The sequence below is a fragment of the Christensenella massiliensis genome (assembly GCF_040409835.1).
In the GTDB taxonomy this organism is placed as follows: domain Bacteria; phylum Bacillota; class Clostridia; order Christensenellales; family Christensenellaceae; genus Christensenella; species Christensenella massiliensis.
In genome coordinates this window covers 2,214,704-2,231,819 of sequence record NZ_CP117826.1, presented here as the reverse complement: position 1 = coordinate 2,231,819, position 17,116 = coordinate 2,214,704, and the positions used below count along the sequence as shown (strand labels likewise).

Below are 17,116 nucleotides of genomic sequence, written 5' to 3'. Positions count from 1 at the left end.
GGTGCAGTATGCGCGAAAATAAATATGACGAGAAAACTTTCTTTCAAAAATACAGCCGGATGGACCGTTCCACAAAAGGCCTCGCCGGTGCAGGAGAATGGCACGTCTTCCGGCGGCTGCTGCCCGCTTTTTCCGGAAAACGTGTACTCGACTTAGGCTGCGGCTTCGGCTGGCATTGCGCCTATGCTGCAAAAAACGGCGCTGCCTGCGTTACGGGGGTAGACCTTTCGGAGCAGATGCTGGAACGCGCCCGCAGGGAAAACGCCGCCGCCAATATAAACTATCTCCATACGGCGATCGAGGATGTTTCTTTTCCGGACGGCTCTTTCGATATCGTTATCAGCTCTCTGGCACTGCATTATGTAGCTTCTTTTCAGGATATTTGTGTGAAGGTATATCGTTATTTGACGGCCGGAGGCGATTTCGTTTTTTCTGTAGAGCATCCTGTTTTTACCGCGCAGGGACCGCAGGACTGGTGCTATGACGCCTCCGGCGTTATCCGGCATTGGCCTGTTGACCATTATTTTTCGGAGGGCAGGCGGAATGCGCGGTTTCTTGGCGAACCCGTAGTGAAATATCATAGGACGCTCACCTCCTATCTGATGTCTCTTCTCGGCGTAGGTTTCAGGATCACCGGAGTGACGGAGCCGCAGCCCGACCCGTCTATGCTCGGCATTCCCGGTATGCAGGACGAGCTGCGCCGTCCGATGATGCTGATCGTATCCGCAAAGAAGGAGTGAGGGCAGGATATTGATTTTTTCCGCCGTCCGGCAGGAGGCGCTATATCCCGGACGGCATTATTTTGCTAAGATACCCTGTCTGCATCCTTCCTCCATTTTCCCGGATTCGTATCGTCCGGCAATCTTTTCTCTAATATATCCAGATAATGCTCCGCTTTTCGTTCCATATAGGCAAGACATTGCTTGGCTTCTTCAAAATTCCTGCGTGCCGTTTCCCGCTGATCTAAAATGATTTGGCAACGCTCGCCGATCGTTTTATCGCCCTCGAGGCACAGACGTACATATTCCCGTATCGTTTCAATCGACATGCCGCATTGCTTCAGGTATTTGACCCCGGTCAGCCAGTTCATAGATTCCTCATCGAACAGCCTGTTATTATTTTTATCCCGCTTTACGCTTGGCACAAGTCCCTTATCCGTATAATACCGGACCGTATGTTCCGTAAGGCCGAGGAGCGCCGCGGCCTCTTTTACCGTATACATAAAAATTTCCCCTCCATTTGAAAAAGTTTAAAAAAGCGCTTGACTTCGTGTTACTCGAAGGTAGTAACATGATTATATAACTGGTAAGAAAAACCGGCAACCCTAAAATAAAGTTTCGAAAGGAGAATTTATACATGGAGTATACAGAACTGAACAACGGAGTAAAAATTCCGCTCCTCGGTTATGGCGTTTATCAGATCCCCGACCATGCTGAATGCGAGCGGTGTGTTCTCGACGCGCTTGATCTTGGCTACCGTTTGATCGACACGGCGCAGGCATATGGAAATGAAGAAGCGGTCGGCAGGGCCATTCACAGATCCGGTATCCCGCGCGAAACGCTCTTTATCACGACAAAGGTATGGATCACGAACGCCGGTCAGGATAAGGCCGCCGCCTCTATCGACCAGTCTTTAGAGAAGCTTGAAACGGACTATATCGACCTGCTTTTGATCCACCAGCCCTTCAGCGACTATTACGGCACCTACCGCGCCATGGAGGAAGCATATCGTGCAGGAAAGGTCCGCGCAATCGGAGTGAGCAACTTTTATCCGGACCGTCTTGTCGATCTATGCCTATTTGCAGACATTGTTCCCGCCGTCAATCAAGTGGAGACTCATATTTTCAACCAACAGGTGAACGCGCGTAAAACGATGGCTCAATATGGCGTAAAGGCGGAGGCTTGGGGGCCGTTCGCGGAAGGGAAAAACGGCTTCTTTACAAACCCCGTCCTTACCGGTATCGGCGGCAAATATGGAAAGACCGCCGCACAGGCCGCCCTTCGCTTTCTGGTCCAGCAGGGAGTAATCGTGATACCTAAATCCACACACAGGAGCAGAATGAAAGAAAACTTCGATATATTTGATTTCTCGCTGTCTTCCGAGGATATGCAGGCGCTTGCTGCACTCGATACCGGGAAAAGCTTGTTTCTCGACCATTATGAGCCCTCAACCGTTGAAATGCTCTCTCAGTTTCAACTATAATGCCCATAGAAAAAGGTATGCCCGCGGGCATACCTTTTTGCATTCTATCAGTCTTACCGGATAAAGTTCGTCATGACCTGCGCTTCATATTTCGGATTCGGTACGCCGCTTCTGCGGCCCGCCTCGATACAGCGCAGGAGCCACGCCATATTTTCGCCCAGTGTACGCATCGTCTGAAGCCCTTCCCTGTCCTGCATGACCTCTTCCGGCGTATTTCCATGCACCTGATTCCAATACTGTGATGTGACGATGGGCATACTGCTGATGTTGAAATATTTGTTCAGCCGGTCAAAGGCCGCCGTCGCCCCGCCCCTGCGGCAGGAAACGACCGCAGCGCCCGGCTTGCCTGCCATTCTGCCTTTTCCGGCATAGAACAGGCGGTCAAGAAACGCGGTGACCTGCCCGCTCGGTCCGGCGTAATAAACGGGTGAGCCAACGATCAGGGCATCGATGGTATCGAGCCTATCCAGTACCTCGTTTACCTTGTCTTGAAAAACGCAGCGCCCCGTTTCCGCACAGGCGGAGCAATCGATACAGCCTGCCACCGGCTTTTTCCCCAGACAGAGCGTCTCCGTTTCGATGCCGTAAGCATTCAGGGCCTTTTCTACCTCACGGAGCGCCGTATCGGTGCAGCCATGCGCTTTTGGACTTCCGTTTATCATCAATACTTTCATCAAAACCACCTCCCATATATTTCTTAATATACTATGCTTCGCCTCCAAAGCACCGTTCCGTTTTTATATAGAAAAAGAAGACAGACCTGCTGTCCTCTTTTTGAAATAAGAAGCCGTACACCGCGCATCGAACCCAACCCCACAAGAGGAATTTACGGCATCGGCTCAGAACAGGCGAACCTGCGGCACACACTGCAATTTGCTTACTGCTGCTTCCGTCAGGACCTGACAGGGTTCACAACGCAGTATTGCACAGGACCCATCCATCAACACCGATAGGCGTACTCCATACCCTGCCGGGAAAGCCCTCCGCGCGGGATTCAACCCCGCTATAGCGGCTTGCGGGTTACAGGACACCGCTAACTCCCCGTCTAGTACGGCAAACTGGAACACTATTTTATTTACAGGCCGCGGTAAATACACTCTTCACGGCCCGCGCCTACACCGATCATCACGGCCGGCACTCCGGTGTGCTGCTCGATAAATTCGATATAGGTCTTTGCCGCATCCGGAAGGTCTTCATACTTACGGATATGCGACAAATCGGACGGCCATCCCTCAAACTCTTTATAGACCGGCTTTGCCTTTGCAAGCGTCGTGAGAGAGGCCGGATAGGTATTTATTATTTTACCATCAATATCATAGCCGGTGCAAACATAAACTTTGTCGAAACCGCCGAGCGTATCCATGCGGGATATAGCAAATCCGGTAATACCGCTCGTTTTTACCGCAAAATCGACGATTACGAGGTCCAGCCACCCGCAACGGCGGGGGCGCCCTGTTGTCGCGCCGTATTCATGTCCTTTTTCGCGGATCGCTTCGCCCGTTGCGTCGAGCAGCTCGGTAACGAACGGCCCTTCGCCCACACGCGTCGTATAAGCCTTTACCACACCGATCACATCGGTGACCGCCTGCGGTCCCACGCCCGCGCCCGCGCATACGCCGCCCGTGTTCGGGTGGGACGACGTCACATACGGATAGGTCCCGAAATCGATATCGAGAAGCATGCCCTGTGCGCCTTCAAAGAGCAGTGTTTTGCCTGCTTCCCGGTATTCCTGTATCAGTGAGACGGTATCGCAGATGAACGGCTGGAGATATTTCGCATGTCCGCGATATTCCTCGAGCACCGCTTCATAATCGAGCGGCGTGCCGCCATATACCTTTGTGATGATCTCATTTTTATCTTCTATGCACTTTTTCAGCTTTTCCGGAAAAGTGTCTTCGTCCATAAGGTCGCACAGGCGGAGGCCGATACGCCCGACCTTGTCCATATAACAGGGACCGATGCCGTTGCCTGTGGTACCGATCTTGAAATCTCCCAGCTTTTTCTCATTCAGTGCGTCGAGCTCCCTGTGATAAGGCATGATCATATGCGCACGATCGCTTATATACAGATCATCCACCGCCACGCCGCGTTCCGCGAGATAACCGATCTCCCGCCGGAGAGCCGCAGGGTCCACGACTACGCCGTTTGCGATCACGCATGCCTTGCCTTTTGACAATATCCCCGATGGGATCAAATGAAGTTTATAGGTCACGCCGTCCGCAACGACGGTATGGCCCGCATTGTTTCCTCCTTGGTAACGCACTACCATATCTGCCTTGGAAGCCAGATAGTCTACAAATCTGCCCTTTCCCTCGTCACCCCACTGGGCGCCGAATACCACGATACCGGACATTTCGTTCACTCCTAACCTATTTCAATATTTCGGGCTTCCTATGCTCAAGCTGAACATAAAAAGCCGCGGAACATTCGCACATCCCACGGCAATATCCTATCTTATTTTAACAAATCGCGCTCCCACCGTCAACTTTTTTTCAGGATCTCTGCAGCCCAGCGCGCGGCATCCCCGACAAATTCATCTCCTAAGAGCGCCTGCACTGCCGGAAGCGCGGGCACAAAGCCCACGTTTGCAGCATAGATAGCGGCCTGCCCTAAGATGATGCGCCGCCGCCCATAGTTGGGGCCGACCAGCGCGCGTATCTCCCGGATATATTTTCCCGACAGCAGACCGATGATATCAAAGGAATACGCTTCTCCTTGTTCCGCTCTGTTTTGCGGGCATGCAAGCTGGCATCTTTCACATCCAAGCAGCTGGTAAATAAATCCCCTGTATTCTTCGGGGATATTGCGTTCATTTGAATGTGCACGGACGCAGCGTGAAACGTCCAGCCCCTCCGGCAGGATGGCGCGCGCCGGACAGGCTCCTGCACATGAACCGCACGCGGCGCATACCGTTTCCCCCTGCGCAGGAGCTTCCGTGCAAAAAACGTCCGTCTGTACGACATGTATACTTGTAAAAGACCCGTACCATTCATGATAGTACAGTGAATTTTTTCCGATAAAACCGCCGGTTCTGAGGGCAAGCTGCTTGACGCCGTTCCCTCTGAACTCCCTTGCGCGGATCCCCTTTTTTTCAAGTGCGGCGAGCAGTTTTTTCATACCCAGATATCCTTTTTGAGAGGCGATATAGTAATTGGAAAGGTTGATCTTTCCCGCCTCCGCCTGCCGTGCAGGGCGGTAGGGCTGAAACAAAAAAAACAGGGAGCCGCTTCCATCGGCACAGGCGCGGACATCCGGAAAGCCCGCCTCACGGGCGAGTTCTTTTATCGATTCCACCTTTTTCCGGTCACTCACGGTTGCAATTCTCTCCTTTTCGTACTATCATAAGAATAGTACGGCATTTCTGAAACGGATTCGGAGGTCCCATGAAAAAATTTATCGTTATTTTTTGCATGCTTCTCTGCCCTCTTATTCTTCTGTGCGCCTGCGCATCCGGAACGGTATTTCAGACGCAGGGGGCTCAGTATGAAGTGGCGGCGGTCGAAACAGGGCAGCAGATGTTGGAGCATACTGCTTCGGACGGCAATACGCTTCTTTCTATCACGCTCATGGCAGCGGACAGCAGCCTCGACGATGCGCAAGCCTCTTTCCTGCCTGTCGGCGGCGAGCCTTGTTATGTAGCAAGCAACGGCCGGCAATATCCCTGCACGGCTCTTGCATTCGAGTCAAACGGTTCTGAGGTACAGGCAGTCCTGCTGTTTGAGGTCCCCGCCGGTCTCTCCGGTGAATTTACCCTTGGCGGGAGCGCATTTTCGGCTGTTTCCCTGAAAAAATAACACGTTTTTCTGTATAGCCCGATCAAAAAAGCCCGAATGGGCTTTTTATTTTTCGCTTTTTTCCTCCTCGTAATCTATACACATGCGGTTGCACACGACCGGACGTACAAACATCTGTCCTACCCTTTTATGCTCGGGATGGATGATATAATCCGCAAGCGCCTGTGCGTCCCGAAATGCGCTTTTCAGCATAATGTCCGCATTGCAGGAGGGCAGCGGGTCTGTGACGACCTCCATTTCAAGCAAGCCGTCTATTTTCCCCATAAGCGCCTCGAGCTCACGCTTTATATTCTCTTTTGCCGTACCGGGCTCGCTTACCTCTTCCCGGATATTCCATAAAATGATATGCCGTACCATAGATCTCCTCCATTACATGTGAAACTTTTTCTGTATTTCTAATTTGATCTGCCGAAGCGCGAACCGCAGGATCCCCAGCACGGTGATCCCACTCGCAAAAGTAGACAACACAAGCGGCGCGAACGCGATCTGCACTCCGAAAAGATATAGGATGAGCGGAAGAAAGCCAAGCAAAAGCAAGAAAAACGCATAGAGCAGATTCTCCCGCCAATAGGACTTATGGTAATAGGAATAAAAATCCACATAGCCGATGCCCGCCGCCAAAAGCAGAGGCATGAGGACCTGATAGGACCAGCCGAGCCCGTTTCCGCCCACATAATCGAACGCCAAAAACATTGCGGTAAGCGTCACGACCTGCAAAAACGCCTTCAGTCCCGCCGACAGGTCTGACAAAATCGTAGCGCGGACAAGCACCCACGCATACAATACGGGGGCCGCAACGGCAAGAAACCACGGATGCCCGCTCCATGTCAGCAGGTTGACCGCAATGCACACACAGATCACAACAAACGTAGCGAAAGACAAATATTCCATTGTAAGGCTTTTTCGGTCTACAAATTTTTTCTTTGCGACATGCGGATATAGTTCATTTTCCGACGGGCTGTCTGTGAGCCGCTTCCCGCACAATGGGCAATCCTTCAGACAGCCGTCCACATATACCTTGCAGTCGCCGCAGTAGTTCATCATTGTCCGCTCCATTCATTTCCGCGTATTTCAACACGCATGCCAAGCTCTTTTGAAAAGTGTTCGAAAAAACGGCGGGGTATGCCCGTTTCACGGATGCCCCGCGCAAACGTAATGACCATTTTATCCTGATAGGAAACCACAACGCAGTTCATAGGATTCATGTCGCTTACCCCAAGCGCATAATAGACCTGTCTGATATGCGCCTGCATCGTTTTGGGAAACTGTGCGGTGCGCAGATTGGAAAGCACCATCGTATAGCCTCCCTCTCCAAAATGCTTATAGCTGCTCGACACTACGAGATTCTTTACGAACAGGGGCGTCATACGGATAAACGGATTTTTTTCAAAGCCGACGTTTTTATTGATATTCGCAGAAATACTTTCCTTGGAAAGCCCTGCCTTGAGCTGCGCGGACACATCCGCGAGAATACGGTCAAACTCTATCTTCCCCTCTATGACCGTTCCCACGTTTGCGAAAGAAATAAAATTCCGCAGCGTATGCGACGGAAACATGCCTCTGAGGTCCATCGGCACCGAAATGATGATAGGATGCTTGTCTTTTCTGTATTCAAGCCCCTGATCCTTGGCGGTGCATGCGATAAGCAGAGCCGCGATGTAGGCGGAGACAGTCACCCCTTTTTCTTTCACCTTTCCGAGGAATTCCTTCAGGCCAATCATGCCGTGCGTGAGGAAAATACCGCCGTCCGTATTGGGTGTGCCCATGATGTGAAACGCTTTCGGAACGCGCAGCTTATTCGATTCTCCTTTGGCATCATAATAGGCGTTGAAGCTGTTCTCAAGCTCTTCCGCCGGTACTTTTCCATCTGCGTCCAGCACCATGCCCTCTGCGTCCATATCATAGCCGCGCAGCTTGAAGTATTCATACAGCAGCGTTTTAAAAAACTCGATCGCGCCAGCACCGTCTGCAAGGCCGTGGAAGCATTCCATGATCACGTTCTTTTTATAATACATGATATTGAACAGAAAACCGTGATTGATAAAATCCTTCAGCCGCTTGCACGGAAAGCCGGATTCTTCCCGGACGACCGGTATCGCCGGATTCGGTTCCAAATAATACCAAAACATGCCCCGCCGCAGCGTGACCGCAAAGGTAGGGAAACGCGGCATGACCTTTACGAGCGCCTCCTGCAGGTTTTCCCTGCTGACGGGCTCGTCAAGCTCCAGCTCCAGCCGAAACGTCGTATTGTTATGCGTCTGGGAAATAGACGGATATATTTTTGCCGCCGTATCGAGGCGGTACCATTCCCGTTTATCGGGCATATCTGCTCCTTTTTATCTTTGGCTTTGTGAAAGGCGGCATATCCTATGCCGCCTTTTCTTTCCTTCATTGATCTATGACCGGAACGAATGAACGTCCGTCGAAACGCCTTTCCGGGTGGGCGCTATTTGGTGCCGAACAGTCTGTCGCCCGCGTCGCCGAGGCCCGGAACGATATAGGCATGGTCGTTGAGGCCCTCATCCACCGCCGCAACGTAAACATCGACATCCGGATGCGCCTTGCGTACCGCTTCGATCCCCTCCGGGGAAGCGATGATGTTGACCAGCTTGATATTATTGCAGCCGCGTTTTTTGATCAGCGAGATCGCATCTGCCGCGCTTCCTCCCGTCGCGAGCATCGGGTCGAGCACGATGAGCTCGCGTTCCTCTGCGTCTACGGGCAGCTTGCAGTAATATTCCACCGCCTGAAAGGTCTCCGGGTCGCGGTACAGGCCGATATGCCCCACCTTTGCGCCGGGTATCAGATTCAGCACGCCCTCCACCATTCCAAGACCTGCGCGCAGGACGGGAACGATACCTACCATTTTCCCGGCGATGACCTTCGTCCGCGCTGTCGTGATCGGCGTCTCTACCTCCACTTCTTTCAGGGGCATATCGCGCGTTACCTCATATACCATAAGCATGGCGATCTCTTTTACGAGTTCCCGGAACTCTTTCGTCCCTGTGTTTTTGTCCCGAATCATCGAGACCTTGTGCTGAAGCAGCGGGTGGTCCAGTATGTGTGCTGATGCCATTTTTCTCTCCTCCGAATTATTTTGAATATTTTTTCTCGATTGCCGTTATTTTGTCAATCCGTCTCTGGTGGCGCGCGTCTCCGGAGAAGGATGTGTTCAGGAAAGTCGCCACAATGTCGACCGCAAGTCCGGGGCCTATCGTCCTGCCCCCCAGCGCCATCATATTTGCGTCGTTATGCTCGCGCGTCGCGTGGGCGGAAAACGTATCCGACAAAAGCGCGCAGCGTATCCCCGGTACTTTGTTCGCGGCAATGGATATCCCGATGCCCGTTCCGCAGGCGATGATCCCGAAATCCGCTTCTCCTGCGCTCACGCATTCCGCAACGGGAACCCCGTAATCCGGATAATCGACCGACTTATTTTCGTCGATCCCAAAATCGATTATTTCATGTCCATTCTTCTTTAGATAGTCTATGATTTCGGCTTTCAGGACAAATCCGCCGTGGTCACAGCCAAAAGCGATCTTCATATTTCCCGGCTCCTCTTTTTTGATTGATAAAAGCGCGCAATGACAAGCGCTGTCTGAACTGCTTTTTATTATACAATATTTTCTGCATTTTTTCCATAAAAAAAGACAAAGCGTCACGCTTTGTCTTCATACTCTTTTTCAAGCCGGCGAACCAGCATCTCAACCGCATGCGCAAGCTGCTGTGCGCATTCCCGGTATTCTTCCATTCCCTCGTCGAACGGATCTATAATATCGTAGGCCGCTGTAGCCGGTTCTCCCTTTATGCCCTGCGCATATCCGAGGAGCGTATGCATCTTGCCGACTGCCTCCGGCGCGAGCACCTCCATGTGCTCAAGCTGTTCCTTTCCCATGGCCAGAATGATGTCGGCCCATTCCGCAAGCTCCGGTGTGAACTGCTGCGCGCCATGGTCCTCCAGCTCAAGGCCCATTTCTTCCATCGTGCGTACCGCCTCTTCCGTCGGATCAGCGTCCTCACAGGCAAACGTTCCTGCTGATTTCGTCTTCACTTCACCGTGAAGGATCCTACTTCGGTCTACCGCATCGTCCATCAGCGTTTCCGCCATGGGGCTTCTCGATGTGTTCCCCGTACAAACAAACAATACGTTCATAATGTTATTCTTTTTCCTCTCCGGCGGCCACGACTCTATGCCCTGCCGCCCTTATGATCCTGTTCATGACCGCAAGTCCCATTTTCTCTTCCTGCGCATGGAAATATGCGGTATCAAACCCTTGTTCGTCGATCTCACGCAGGGTACGGAACAAAGCCGCTTCCGCTTCCGCAGCGCCTGCGCCGAGCGCAAAGACCCGAAGCTGCGGATAAAACGCCGCGCACTCGTCAAGACACAGCACCGCCGCTTTTTTGCCCTGCATACTATCAATATGATACCTAAAATCGATCTGTTTCGCAACCTCTTTTTTATCGCCGGTAAATACAGTGACGGCCGCGCGCGGCGCATAGTGCTTATATTTCATGCCCGGAGATGCGCACACCTCCTCAGGCGCTGCTTCGCCCATGATCCCGTGATGTATCTTTACATCTCCCACCGCTTTCCGTATCATTTCCGGTGTGATATCGCCCGGACGCAGGATGACCGGCACTTCTCCCGTAGCGTCCACAACGGTGGATTCCACCCCCACTCTGCACGGTCCGCCGTCGATAATGAGCGGGACCTTCCCGCACAGATCCTCAAATGCGTGCCTTGCAAGCGTTGGGCTCGGTCTTCCCGATGTGTTCGCACTCGGTGCCGCGACCGGAAGCTCCGCACGCGCGATGATCTCCCGCGCCAGTTCGTTTTCCGGCATGCGCACCGCGACCGTTTCAAGCCCCGCGCTGACCGCATCCGGAATGCGGGCTGATTTCTTCACGATCACCGAAAGCGGCCCCGGCCAAAAGGTATCCATCAATATCCGCGCCGTATCGCCCACTTCTCCAGCGGCATCTGCAAGCTGCTGCATATCCGCAATATGCACGATCAGGGGATTATCCTGCGGGCGTCCCTTTGCCTCAAAAATATGCCGGACTGCTTCCGCATCGAATGCGTTCGCTCCAAGGCCGTACACCGTCTCGGTCGGGAATACGACAAGGCCGCCGCGCCTCAATTCCTCCGCCGCCTCTCGAACGGCATTTTCCCGGTCTTTCCAAGCAAATATCATCTTTGTTTTCATCATAAAAATGCCACCAAGATCCCTCCGCCTACGGCTCCCGCCGCAAGCCCGGCCCAAGTGGGCCATTCTTTTGAAAGCCCTGCCGCCTGCGGCAGCAGCTCGCTGAATGTCAGGCAGAGCATCGCCCCGCCGCCAAACGCCACGCTCCCGCCAAGCACTATAGGCGAGATATTGCCGACCAGAGCACCGGCAAGCGCTCCTGCCGCCATCGGGAGGGCCGCTAAGACCGCCGTAAGAAAAATACGGCTGTATTTCACGCCGCCCAGCTTGAGCGGGACCGCGAGTCCCATTCCCTCCGGAATATTGTGTATGAACAGCAGTACGGCAAGCCCGATGCCAAAGCCGCTTGCGGAAACGAGTCCGCTTCCAAGCGCCAGCCCCTCGGGCAGATTATGCACTGCGATGCCCACGGCAAGCAGGAGGCCCGACCGTACGAGCCGTTTTTGCTTGAGCTCCTGCACGAGCCTTTCCCCCTCCGGAGCCGCCACATCATGATGCGGCAGAAAACGGTTGACCAGAAAAAGCACCGCCGCGCCGACCAAAAACCAAATGAGAGCAAGCGGCCATCCTGCGCTCTCCACCGATTCCGGCAGCATATCGAACAGTACCACCGAAAGCATGATGCCTGCCGACAGTCCCATGAGCACGGCCGAAAGCCGTTTCCCCCGAATACGGATAAAAAAGACGATGACCGCGCCAAGCCCCGTACCGAGAGCGCCTACCGCCGCTCCCACAAGCGTTGCAAATAGAATCGAATCCATACCTTTTAACACCTTCCGCAGCTTCCGCTTTCATACGCCCTTATGCCTGTTCCTGCAGCTTTTTCTGCCGTTCGTCCAATATCAAGGCGTCGATCATTTCGTCCATTTCCCCGTCGAGGAACGCTTCCAGCTTATAGAGCGTAAGCCCGATACGGTGGTCTGTTACCCGCCCCTGCGGAAAATTGTAGGTGCGTATCCGCTCGCTTCGGTCGCCCGAACCGACTTGGCTGCGGCGGTTCTCCGACAGCTCGCTCATCGCTGCATCTTTGTAGAGGTCATAGAGCCGCGAGGCAAGCACCTTCATTGCTTTCGCCTTGTTTTTGATCTGTGATTTCTCGTCCTGACACGTTACGACCAGACCGGACGGCAAATGTGTGATACGCACGGCACTGTCCGTCGTGTTGACGCTCTGCCCGCCGTGCCCTCCGCTGCGGAACACATCGATGCGCAGGTCGTTCGGATCGATGTTCACCTCTACCTCCTCCGCTTCCGGCAACACCGCTACCGTAGCCGCCGAGGTATGGATGCGTCCCGACGATTCCGTATCCGGTACGCGCTGTACACGGTGCACGCCGCTTTCATATTTCAAGCGTGCATACGCGCCTTTGCCCGCGACCGAAACAATGATCTCCTTTACCCCGCCAAGCTCCGTCATGTTGGAGGACATCGTTTCGGCCGTATAGCCGCGGCGCTCCGCATAGCGCAGATACATGCGCAGGAGATCTCCTCCAAAAAGCGCGGCTTCCTCGCCGCCCGTACCGGCCCGTATCTCAAGGATGACATTCTTTTCATCGTTTTTATCTTTAGGGATCAAAAGCACCTTCAGTTCTTCCTCAAGCGCTTCCCGCTCCTGTTCGAGCGGAAAAAGCTCTTCCTTGGCAAGCGCGACGAGCTCCGCGTCCGTTTCTGTTTCCATCAGCTCCCGGTTCTGGGCGATATGGTCCAGAACAGTTGCATATTTATCGTAAGCTTCCACGATATCCGTGAGGGAGGCCTGCTCCTGCGCGAGCCTGCGGAACTTATCCTGATCCCGTATGATCTCCGGGTCGGAAAGCTCGCGGGACAGTGCATCATATTTATCTTTTATCGTTTTCAGTTTATCCAGCATAAATAACAAACCTTTCCTGCGGCTCAAAAGCCTGCGCTGCTGCGCGGGCTCCCTATTCGCCTTTCAGGCCCGACACCCACCGCGGTCTGCCGCCGAGGTCGCAGCCCCACCTGATTTTAACAAATCCATTTTCGTTTAGCAAGGAACACACACGGTCCGCCTGCCCGTCTCCGATCTCCAGCACGAGCGCTCCGTTTCCGCTTAAAACGCGCGGCGTTTCCCTCGCCAGCCGTTCATAAAACGCATAGCCGCCGTGATCCGCAAAAAGCGCTTCTCGCGGCTCATATTCCTTTACCTGCGGCTCGAGCGCAGCGTAATCCTCCGCGCTGATATAGGGCGGATTGCATACGAGCATATCGAACGGGCCGTCGATATTCTCTAAAAGATCGCTCTGCACAAACCGTGCCGGCTGTTCAGGCAGCAGGCGTCTCACGTTTTCCCGCGCTACTGTAAGCGCGCCGCCGGAAATATCCGCAAAGCAAAGGGTCCTGAATGCGCCCTCCGCTCCAAGCGTCGCACCAATCACGCCGCTTCCGCAGCACAGGTCGAGCGCGGTTTTATATCCATTTTCCCGTGCGAGGACGAGCGCATGCTCCACGACGCTCTCCGTATCATACCGCGGGATGAGCACCCGTTCGTCCACGCAGAACCGCCGTCCATAAAAATATTTTTCCCTCAGCACATAGGCAAGCGGTTTTCCGGACAGGCGGTCTTCCGTGATGCGCTCTACCTCCTGCTTCCTGTCGCATTCATCGAAAAAGCGCAGGCACAGCGAGGAAAAATCCCCGCCGTACACATGCGCCGTGATCACTTTCGCTTCGGCCTCCGCTTCCGGGAAACCCATCCCGGCCAGCGTACGCACCGTCTGTTTAAAAACCTCTGCCCAATTACTCATTGGCGCCCAGAACCGTTCCCTGTTCCTGCGCGGCTGCGGGACCTTCCTTTTTTTCGACGGGCGAGCCGTCTATCTTATGCCCATATCTTTCTGCGAGCGCATCTATTTCTTCATCTGTCAATTGATCCTCCGCTGCAAGGAAAGAAATGAGCGCTACCTCGAGCATCCCGTCGTCCGGCTCACGAGTCGTCAAATATTGCAGGGCCATACCCGGCTTTCTGAGGGCCATCGTTAATTTGTTATCATATTTTGCGACGAGCTTCAATATCTCATAGGAGACCCCTGCCACGACCGGCAGCATCGCAAGCCGCAGACCGATACGCACGGCCCAGCTTTCGCTCCAGCCAAGCAGCGTGAACAGCAGGATGGATATGATCATAACGATGAGCAGAAAGCTCGTTCCGCAGCGCGGGTGCAGCCGGCTGTTCTTCCGTGCATGCTCCACATCCATAGGCATGTCATGTTCGAAGCAATTGATAACCTTATGCTCCGCCCCATGATAACCGAACAGCCGCTTGATATCTTTCATATTAGAGATAGCAAACAGGTAGATGAGAAACATTCCCACACGAATCAGGCCGTCGATCAGATTCTTCCCGAACGCGGAATCCACATAGGGTGTGATCCAGCCCGTGATCAGGTTCGGGAGGATAAAGAACACCCCTACGGCGATGACTACAGCGATCACGACTGCAAAAAAAATCGCCACATCCATCGGATTCTTGCCTGTTTTTTCGGCGATTGCCGTTTCCGCTTTGGACGGCTCGAGCTCCTCGTCCTCCGGGTCATACATGCGCGCCGCATCCGTGATCGTTTTAACGCCCGAAACGAGCATCTCGACAAAGTTGACTACGCCGCGGATCACCGGTATCCCAAGTATTTTATAGCGGGCGGAAAGAGACTGCGTCGGTTGCTTCTGCGTGACGATCTCCCCGCATTCCCTCCTGACCGCGATCGCCGTCGTTTCAGGCGAGCGCATCATCACGCCCTCAAGAACGCCCTGACCGCCGATGCTTGTACGTTTCATTCAGTTCCTTTCTTCGTAAAGAAAAACAGACCGTATCTCAATAAAAGAACGGTCTGCAGCCTTTTTAACACATAGACAAGACAAGGCTTCTTATTTGAGGCCATATCTTTTCTTAAATCTATCCACACGACCGCCCGTATCAACAAGCTTCTGTCTTCCCGTGAAGAACGGATGGCACTTCGAGCAGATGTCTACCTTCATCTCGGACTTTACAGAACCAGTTTTAAAGGTCTCGCCACAGGCGCACGTTACTGTGCATTCGCCATACTTCGGATGAATTCCTTCTTTCATTGCGTTTCACCTCTTTTTCCACAAAGTAGCATTATTTATTATAGCACAAGCTTTTGAAAAAGCAACACCTTTTCCAAATTATTTTATAGTTTATTCATACATTTCTTTCCTCTGCCATTATATAATGATATAGACATGAAATATTTTAGGGCAAAACAAAAAAGGGGGATGCTTTTTCCGCTCCTATTTCTATTTCTCGCAGTCAACCTCTGCGCGTTTTTGTTCGGACAGAACGAGCTGCTGAACACTGTGGAGTTTGAGGTGCGGAGCGATAAGCTTTCTTCTCCTATAACGATCGTCCAGATCTCCGATCTGCACGAAAAATCGTTCGGGCCGGAAAACTCCGGGCTGCTGGAAGCGGTGCGCAGTGCAAAGCCGGATATGATCGCCGTTACGGGCGACATGATCTTCAATTCCTATACAGCTTCTCCAAATCTTTCCTATATAGAGGAGCTTGCGAAAGGCTGCGCGGAGATCGCGCCGACTTTTTTTGTAACAGGGAATCATGACCGCTATCATTCGCAGGCGGTGAAGAAAGCTTTTTCCCAAAACGGCGTTACGGTTTTGAGCGGCGAGACCATCCCCGTCATAATAGGCGGGAACCGGCTCATTATCGGCGGGATCGACGACCCGGATATCGATGCGGACAGTCTTGAGAGAATCGACTTTCCCGCCGGGAAAGATTTTTGCCTCCTGCTTGCGCACCGTCCCGGAGCATTTGAGCAATATGCTGCGGCGGGTGCGGAGCTTGTGCTCTGTGGCCATACGCATGGCGGACAGATACGCCTGCCGTGGACAAAGGCGATCTTTTATTCGGACGGCGGGTTTTTCCCGGAATATTCAGACGGACTTTATACGCTTGACGGTTCTTCTATGGTCATCAGTATGGGGCTCGGCTCTTCTGTCATCCCGTTCCGCCTGTTCGCGCTGCCCGAGGTCACGGTCGTCCATTTGCTGCCCGAACCAGCAGGCTAAACGGCCTTCCACTTTTTACAAACGAGGTAAACAGTATGTTTCGTACAACAGAATATACGATAGAAAGCGCAAAGGTTCTTACGCCTGTGCGAATCGTTCATATCTCCGATCTGCATGAAAAATCATACGGGAAGGGAAACGCAGAGCTGTTCGGAGCGGCGGAACGCCTACAGCCCGACCTGATCGCCATCACAGGCGATATGATCTATCATTCCCACACCAAATGTCCGAACCGCGCTTATATAGAAAATGTCGCCCGGTGGGCAGGTGCGTTTCCCTCTTTTTTTGTAACAGGAAACCACGAACGCGTCTGGACGCAATATACGAAAGATATTTTTGCAGAAAACGGTGTTACCGTGCTCAGCGGAACGACCGCTCCTTTTGCCGTCGGCAGTACGTCCTTATATATCGGCGGCGTGGACGACCCCACGATCGATGCGCACGGCGCGGATCGGCTGCGCTTTCCGGAGGGGCCGCAGTTCAATCTTTTGCTTGCGCACGACCCGCTCCCCTTTCGCGGCGGCTACGACAGAACGGGGGCGGAGCTTGTGCTCTGTGGGCATACGCACGGCGGGCAGATTCGTTTGCCGGGCGGCAAGGCGCTGATCGCACCGGGGAGCCATACCCTTTTCCCTCAATATTCGGACGGCGTTTACCGGAGCGGGAGCACCACTATGATCATCAGTATGGGGCTCGGCGTTTCTGTTATCCCGTTCCGCCTATTCGCACCCAGTGAGATATTGCTCATCCGGCTCGTTCCTATGCATGGATAGCCTGCGCGCATTTTTCCTTTTTCTGATTATTCTTTCCCCGTCTGGGTATATAAGGAGTACTCCGCCTGCCAGCTGGTCAG

Annotated in this window: 21 protein-coding genes and 1 other RNA gene; 5 read left to right on the top strand and 17 right to left on the bottom strand. The window is 53.3% G+C overall.

Annotation, left to right across the window (positions count from 1 at the left end; genetic code table 11):
* Positions 1-8 precede the first annotated feature (8 nt).
* On the top strand, positions 9-740 hold the full coding sequence (locus PUP29_RS10940) for a class I SAM-dependent methyltransferase (protein WP_079545824.1): 732 nt from the start codon (positions 9-11) through the stop codon (positions 738-740).
* A 65-nt stretch (positions 741-805) separates the two neighbouring features.
* Here the strand turns inward: PUP29_RS10940 and PUP29_RS10935 are convergent, their stop codons facing one another.
* Entirely contained in the window at positions 806-1,222 is a 417-nt protein-coding gene (locus tag PUP29_RS10935; protein ID WP_079545826.1) for a MerR family transcriptional regulator, read from the bottom strand.
* Between the two features lie 134 nt (positions 1,223-1,356).
* Between PUP29_RS10935 and PUP29_RS10930 the strand changes: the two genes are divergently transcribed.
* Positions 1,357-2,202 (top strand): aldo/keto reductase, encoded by an 846-nt coding sequence (locus tag PUP29_RS10930; RefSeq protein ID WP_079545828.1) that lies wholly within the window; start codon positions 1,357-1,359, stop codon positions 2,200-2,202.
* A gap of 53 nt (positions 2,203-2,255) precedes the next feature.
* Here the strand turns inward: PUP29_RS10930 and PUP29_RS10925 are convergent, their stop codons facing one another.
* The 4 genes from PUP29_RS10925 to PUP29_RS10910 form a co-directional block, all read right to left on the bottom strand.
* Positions 2,256-2,876 (bottom strand): flavodoxin family protein, encoded by a 621-nt coding sequence (locus tag PUP29_RS10925; RefSeq protein ID WP_353423323.1) that lies wholly within the window; start codon positions 2,874-2,876, stop codon positions 2,256-2,258.
* 113 nt (positions 2,877-2,989) lie between these two features.
* Positions 2,990-3,256: signal recognition particle sRNA large type (gene ffs, locus PUP29_RS10920), an RNA gene on the bottom strand.
* Positions 3,257-3,277: 21 nt separating this feature from the next.
* Positions 3,278-4,555, bottom strand: a complete 1,278-nt coding sequence (locus PUP29_RS10915) for an adenylosuccinate synthase (RefSeq protein WP_079545831.1) — start codon at positions 4,553-4,555, stop codon at positions 3,278-3,280.
* Positions 4,556-4,683: 128 nt separating this feature from the next.
* Positions 4,684-5,514, bottom strand: coding sequence for a 4Fe-4S double cluster binding domain-containing protein (locus PUP29_RS10910; protein ID WP_079545832.1), 831 nt, complete (start codon positions 5,512-5,514; stop codon positions 4,684-4,686).
* Positions 5,515-5,585: 71 nt separating this feature from the next.
* On the opposite strand from PUP29_RS10910, the gene PUP29_RS10905 reads away from it, so the two are divergent.
* Positions 5,586-5,996, top strand: a complete 411-nt coding sequence (locus tag PUP29_RS10905) for a hypothetical protein (RefSeq protein WP_079545834.1) — start codon at positions 5,586-5,588, stop codon at positions 5,994-5,996.
* 45 nt (positions 5,997-6,041) lie between these two features.
* Here the strand turns inward: PUP29_RS10905 and PUP29_RS10900 are convergent, their stop codons facing one another.
* From PUP29_RS10900 to rpmE, 12 genes are all read right to left on the bottom strand, one after another.
* Positions 6,042-6,353: a Dabb family protein gene (locus PUP29_RS10900; protein ID WP_079545836.1), complete on the bottom strand. Its 312-nt coding sequence runs from the start codon at positions 6,351-6,353 to the stop codon at positions 6,042-6,044.
* Between the two features lie 12 nt (positions 6,354-6,365).
* Positions 6,366-7,052: a DUF6320 domain-containing protein gene (locus PUP29_RS10895; RefSeq protein WP_353423321.1), complete on the bottom strand. Its 687-nt coding sequence runs from the start codon at positions 7,050-7,052 to the stop codon at positions 6,366-6,368.
* A complete protein-coding gene (locus tag PUP29_RS10890; protein WP_079545839.1) occupies positions 7,037-8,320 on the bottom strand; it encodes a hypothetical protein in 1,284 nt (427 codons plus the stop codon). The genes PUP29_RS10895 and PUP29_RS10890 overlap by 16 nt, the downstream gene beginning before the upstream one ends.
* Before the next feature lie 122 nt (positions 8,321-8,442).
* Positions 8,443-9,072: a uracil phosphoribosyltransferase gene (gene upp / locus PUP29_RS10885; RefSeq protein ID WP_079545841.1), complete on the bottom strand. Its 630-nt coding sequence runs from the start codon at positions 9,070-9,072 to the stop codon at positions 8,443-8,445.
* Between the two features lie 16 nt (positions 9,073-9,088).
* A complete protein-coding gene (rpiB, locus tag PUP29_RS10880) occupies positions 9,089-9,541 on the bottom strand; it encodes a ribose 5-phosphate isomerase B (protein ID WP_079547778.1) in 453 nt (150 codons plus the stop codon).
* Positions 9,542-9,654: 113 nt separating this feature from the next.
* Positions 9,655-10,149 carry a hypothetical protein gene (locus PUP29_RS10875; protein WP_079545843.1) on the bottom strand — a complete coding sequence of 165 codons (495 nt, stop codon included), beginning with the start codon at positions 10,147-10,149 and terminating at the stop codon, positions 9,655-9,657.
* 4 nt (positions 10,150-10,153) lie between these two features.
* Entirely contained in the window at positions 10,154-11,209 is a 1,056-nt protein-coding gene (locus PUP29_RS10870; protein WP_353423320.1) for an L-threonylcarbamoyladenylate synthase, read from the bottom strand.
* Positions 11,206-11,967, bottom strand: a complete 762-nt coding sequence (locus PUP29_RS10865; RefSeq protein WP_079545844.1) for a ZIP family metal transporter — start codon at positions 11,965-11,967, stop codon at positions 11,206-11,208. The genes PUP29_RS10870 and PUP29_RS10865 overlap by 4 nt, the downstream gene beginning before the upstream one ends.
* 40 nt (positions 11,968-12,007) lie before the next feature.
* On the bottom strand, positions 12,008-13,075 hold the full coding sequence (prfA, locus tag PUP29_RS10860) for a peptide chain release factor 1 (protein ID WP_079545846.1): 1,068 nt from the start codon (positions 13,073-13,075) through the stop codon (positions 12,008-12,010).
* A 52-nt stretch (positions 13,076-13,127) separates the two neighbouring features.
* Positions 13,128-13,970 carry a peptide chain release factor N(5)-glutamine methyltransferase gene (prmC, locus tag PUP29_RS10855; protein ID WP_353423318.1) on the bottom strand — a complete coding sequence of 281 codons (843 nt, stop codon included), beginning with the start codon at positions 13,968-13,970 and terminating at the stop codon, positions 13,128-13,130.
* Entirely contained in the window at positions 13,963-14,997 is a 1,035-nt protein-coding gene (locus tag PUP29_RS10850; RefSeq protein ID WP_079545849.1) for a DUF1385 domain-containing protein, read from the bottom strand. The genes prmC and PUP29_RS10850 overlap by 8 nt, the downstream gene beginning before the upstream one ends.
* Before the next feature lie 90 nt (positions 14,998-15,087).
* Entirely contained in the window at positions 15,088-15,288 is a 201-nt protein-coding gene (gene rpmE / locus PUP29_RS10845; protein WP_079545851.1) for a 50S ribosomal protein L31, read from the bottom strand.
* 168 nt (positions 15,289-15,456) lie between these two features.
* On the opposite strand from rpmE, the gene PUP29_RS10840 reads away from it, so the two are divergent.
* Both PUP29_RS10840 and PUP29_RS10835 read left to right on the top strand, forming a co-directional pair.
* Positions 15,457-16,263, top strand: a complete 807-nt coding sequence (locus PUP29_RS10840) for a metallophosphoesterase (RefSeq protein ID WP_353423315.1) — start codon at positions 15,457-15,459, stop codon at positions 16,261-16,263.
* Positions 16,264-16,298: 35 nt separating this feature from the next.
* Positions 16,299-17,036 (top strand): metallophosphoesterase, encoded by a 738-nt coding sequence (locus PUP29_RS10835; RefSeq protein WP_079545854.1) that lies wholly within the window; start codon positions 16,299-16,301, stop codon positions 17,034-17,036.
* Positions 17,037-17,116: the final 80 nt, after the last annotated feature.

Coding starts and splice junctions, on each gene's coding strand:
- PUP29_RS10940 (WP_079545824.1), top strand. CDS start 9: ATGCGCGAAAATAAATATGACGAGAAAACTTTCTTTCAAAAATACAGC.
- PUP29_RS10895 (WP_353423321.1), bottom strand. CDS start 7,052: ATGGAGCGGACAATGATGAACTACTGCGGCGACTGCAAGGTATATGTG.
- prmC (WP_353423318.1), bottom strand. CDS start 13,970: ATGAGTAATTGGGCAGAGGTTTTTAAACAGACGGTGCGTACGCTGGCC.
- PUP29_RS10870 (WP_353423320.1), bottom strand. CDS start 11,209: ATGATGAAAACAAAGATGATATTTGCTTGGAAAGACCGGGAAAATGCC.
- rpiB (WP_079547778.1), bottom strand. CDS start 9,541: ATGAAGATCGCTTTTGGCTGTGACCACGGCGGATTTGTCCTGAAAGCC.
- PUP29_RS10915 (WP_079545831.1), bottom strand. CDS start 4,555: ATGTCCGGTATCGTGGTATTCGGCGCCCAGTGGGGTGACGAGGGAAAG.
- PUP29_RS10865 (WP_079545844.1), bottom strand. CDS start 11,967: ATGGATTCGATTCTATTTGCAACGCTTGTGGGAGCGGCGGTAGGCGCT.
- rpmE (WP_079545851.1), bottom strand. CDS start 15,288: ATGAAAGAAGGAATTCATCCGAAGTATGGCGAATGCACAGTAACGTGC.
- PUP29_RS10835 (WP_079545854.1), top strand. CDS start 16,299: ATGTTTCGTACAACAGAATATACGATAGAAAGCGCAAAGGTTCTTACG.
- PUP29_RS10875 (WP_079545843.1), bottom strand. CDS start 10,149: ATGAACGTATTGTTTGTTTGTACGGGGAACACATCGAGAAGCCCCATG.
- PUP29_RS10890 (WP_079545839.1), bottom strand. CDS start 8,320: ATGCCCGATAAACGGGAATGGTACCGCCTCGATACGGCGGCAAAAATA.
- PUP29_RS10905 (WP_079545834.1), top strand. CDS start 5,586: ATGAAAAAATTTATCGTTATTTTTTGCATGCTTCTCTGCCCTCTTATT.
- PUP29_RS10850 (WP_079545849.1), bottom strand. CDS start 14,997: ATGAAACGTACAAGCATCGGCGGTCAGGGCGTTCTTGAGGGCGTGATG.
- prfA (WP_079545846.1), bottom strand. CDS start 13,075: ATGCTGGATAAACTGAAAACGATAAAAGATAAATATGATGCACTGTCC.
- PUP29_RS10930 (WP_079545828.1), top strand. CDS start 1,357: ATGGAGTATACAGAACTGAACAACGGAGTAAAAATTCCGCTCCTCGGT.
- upp (WP_079545841.1), bottom strand. CDS start 9,072: ATGGCATCAGCACACATACTGGACCACCCGCTGCTTCAGCACAAGGTC.
- PUP29_RS10935 (WP_079545826.1), bottom strand. CDS start 1,222: ATGTATACGGTAAAAGAGGCCGCGGCGCTCCTCGGCCTTACGGAACAT.
- PUP29_RS10840 (WP_353423315.1), top strand. CDS start 15,457: ATGCTTTTTCCGCTCCTATTTCTATTTCTCGCAGTCAACCTCTGCGCG.
- PUP29_RS10925 (WP_353423323.1), bottom strand. CDS start 2,876: ATGAAAGTATTGATGATAAACGGAAGTCCAAAAGCGCATGGCTGCACC.
- PUP29_RS10900 (WP_079545836.1), bottom strand. CDS start 6,353: ATGGTACGGCATATCATTTTATGGAATATCCGGGAAGAGGTAAGCGAG.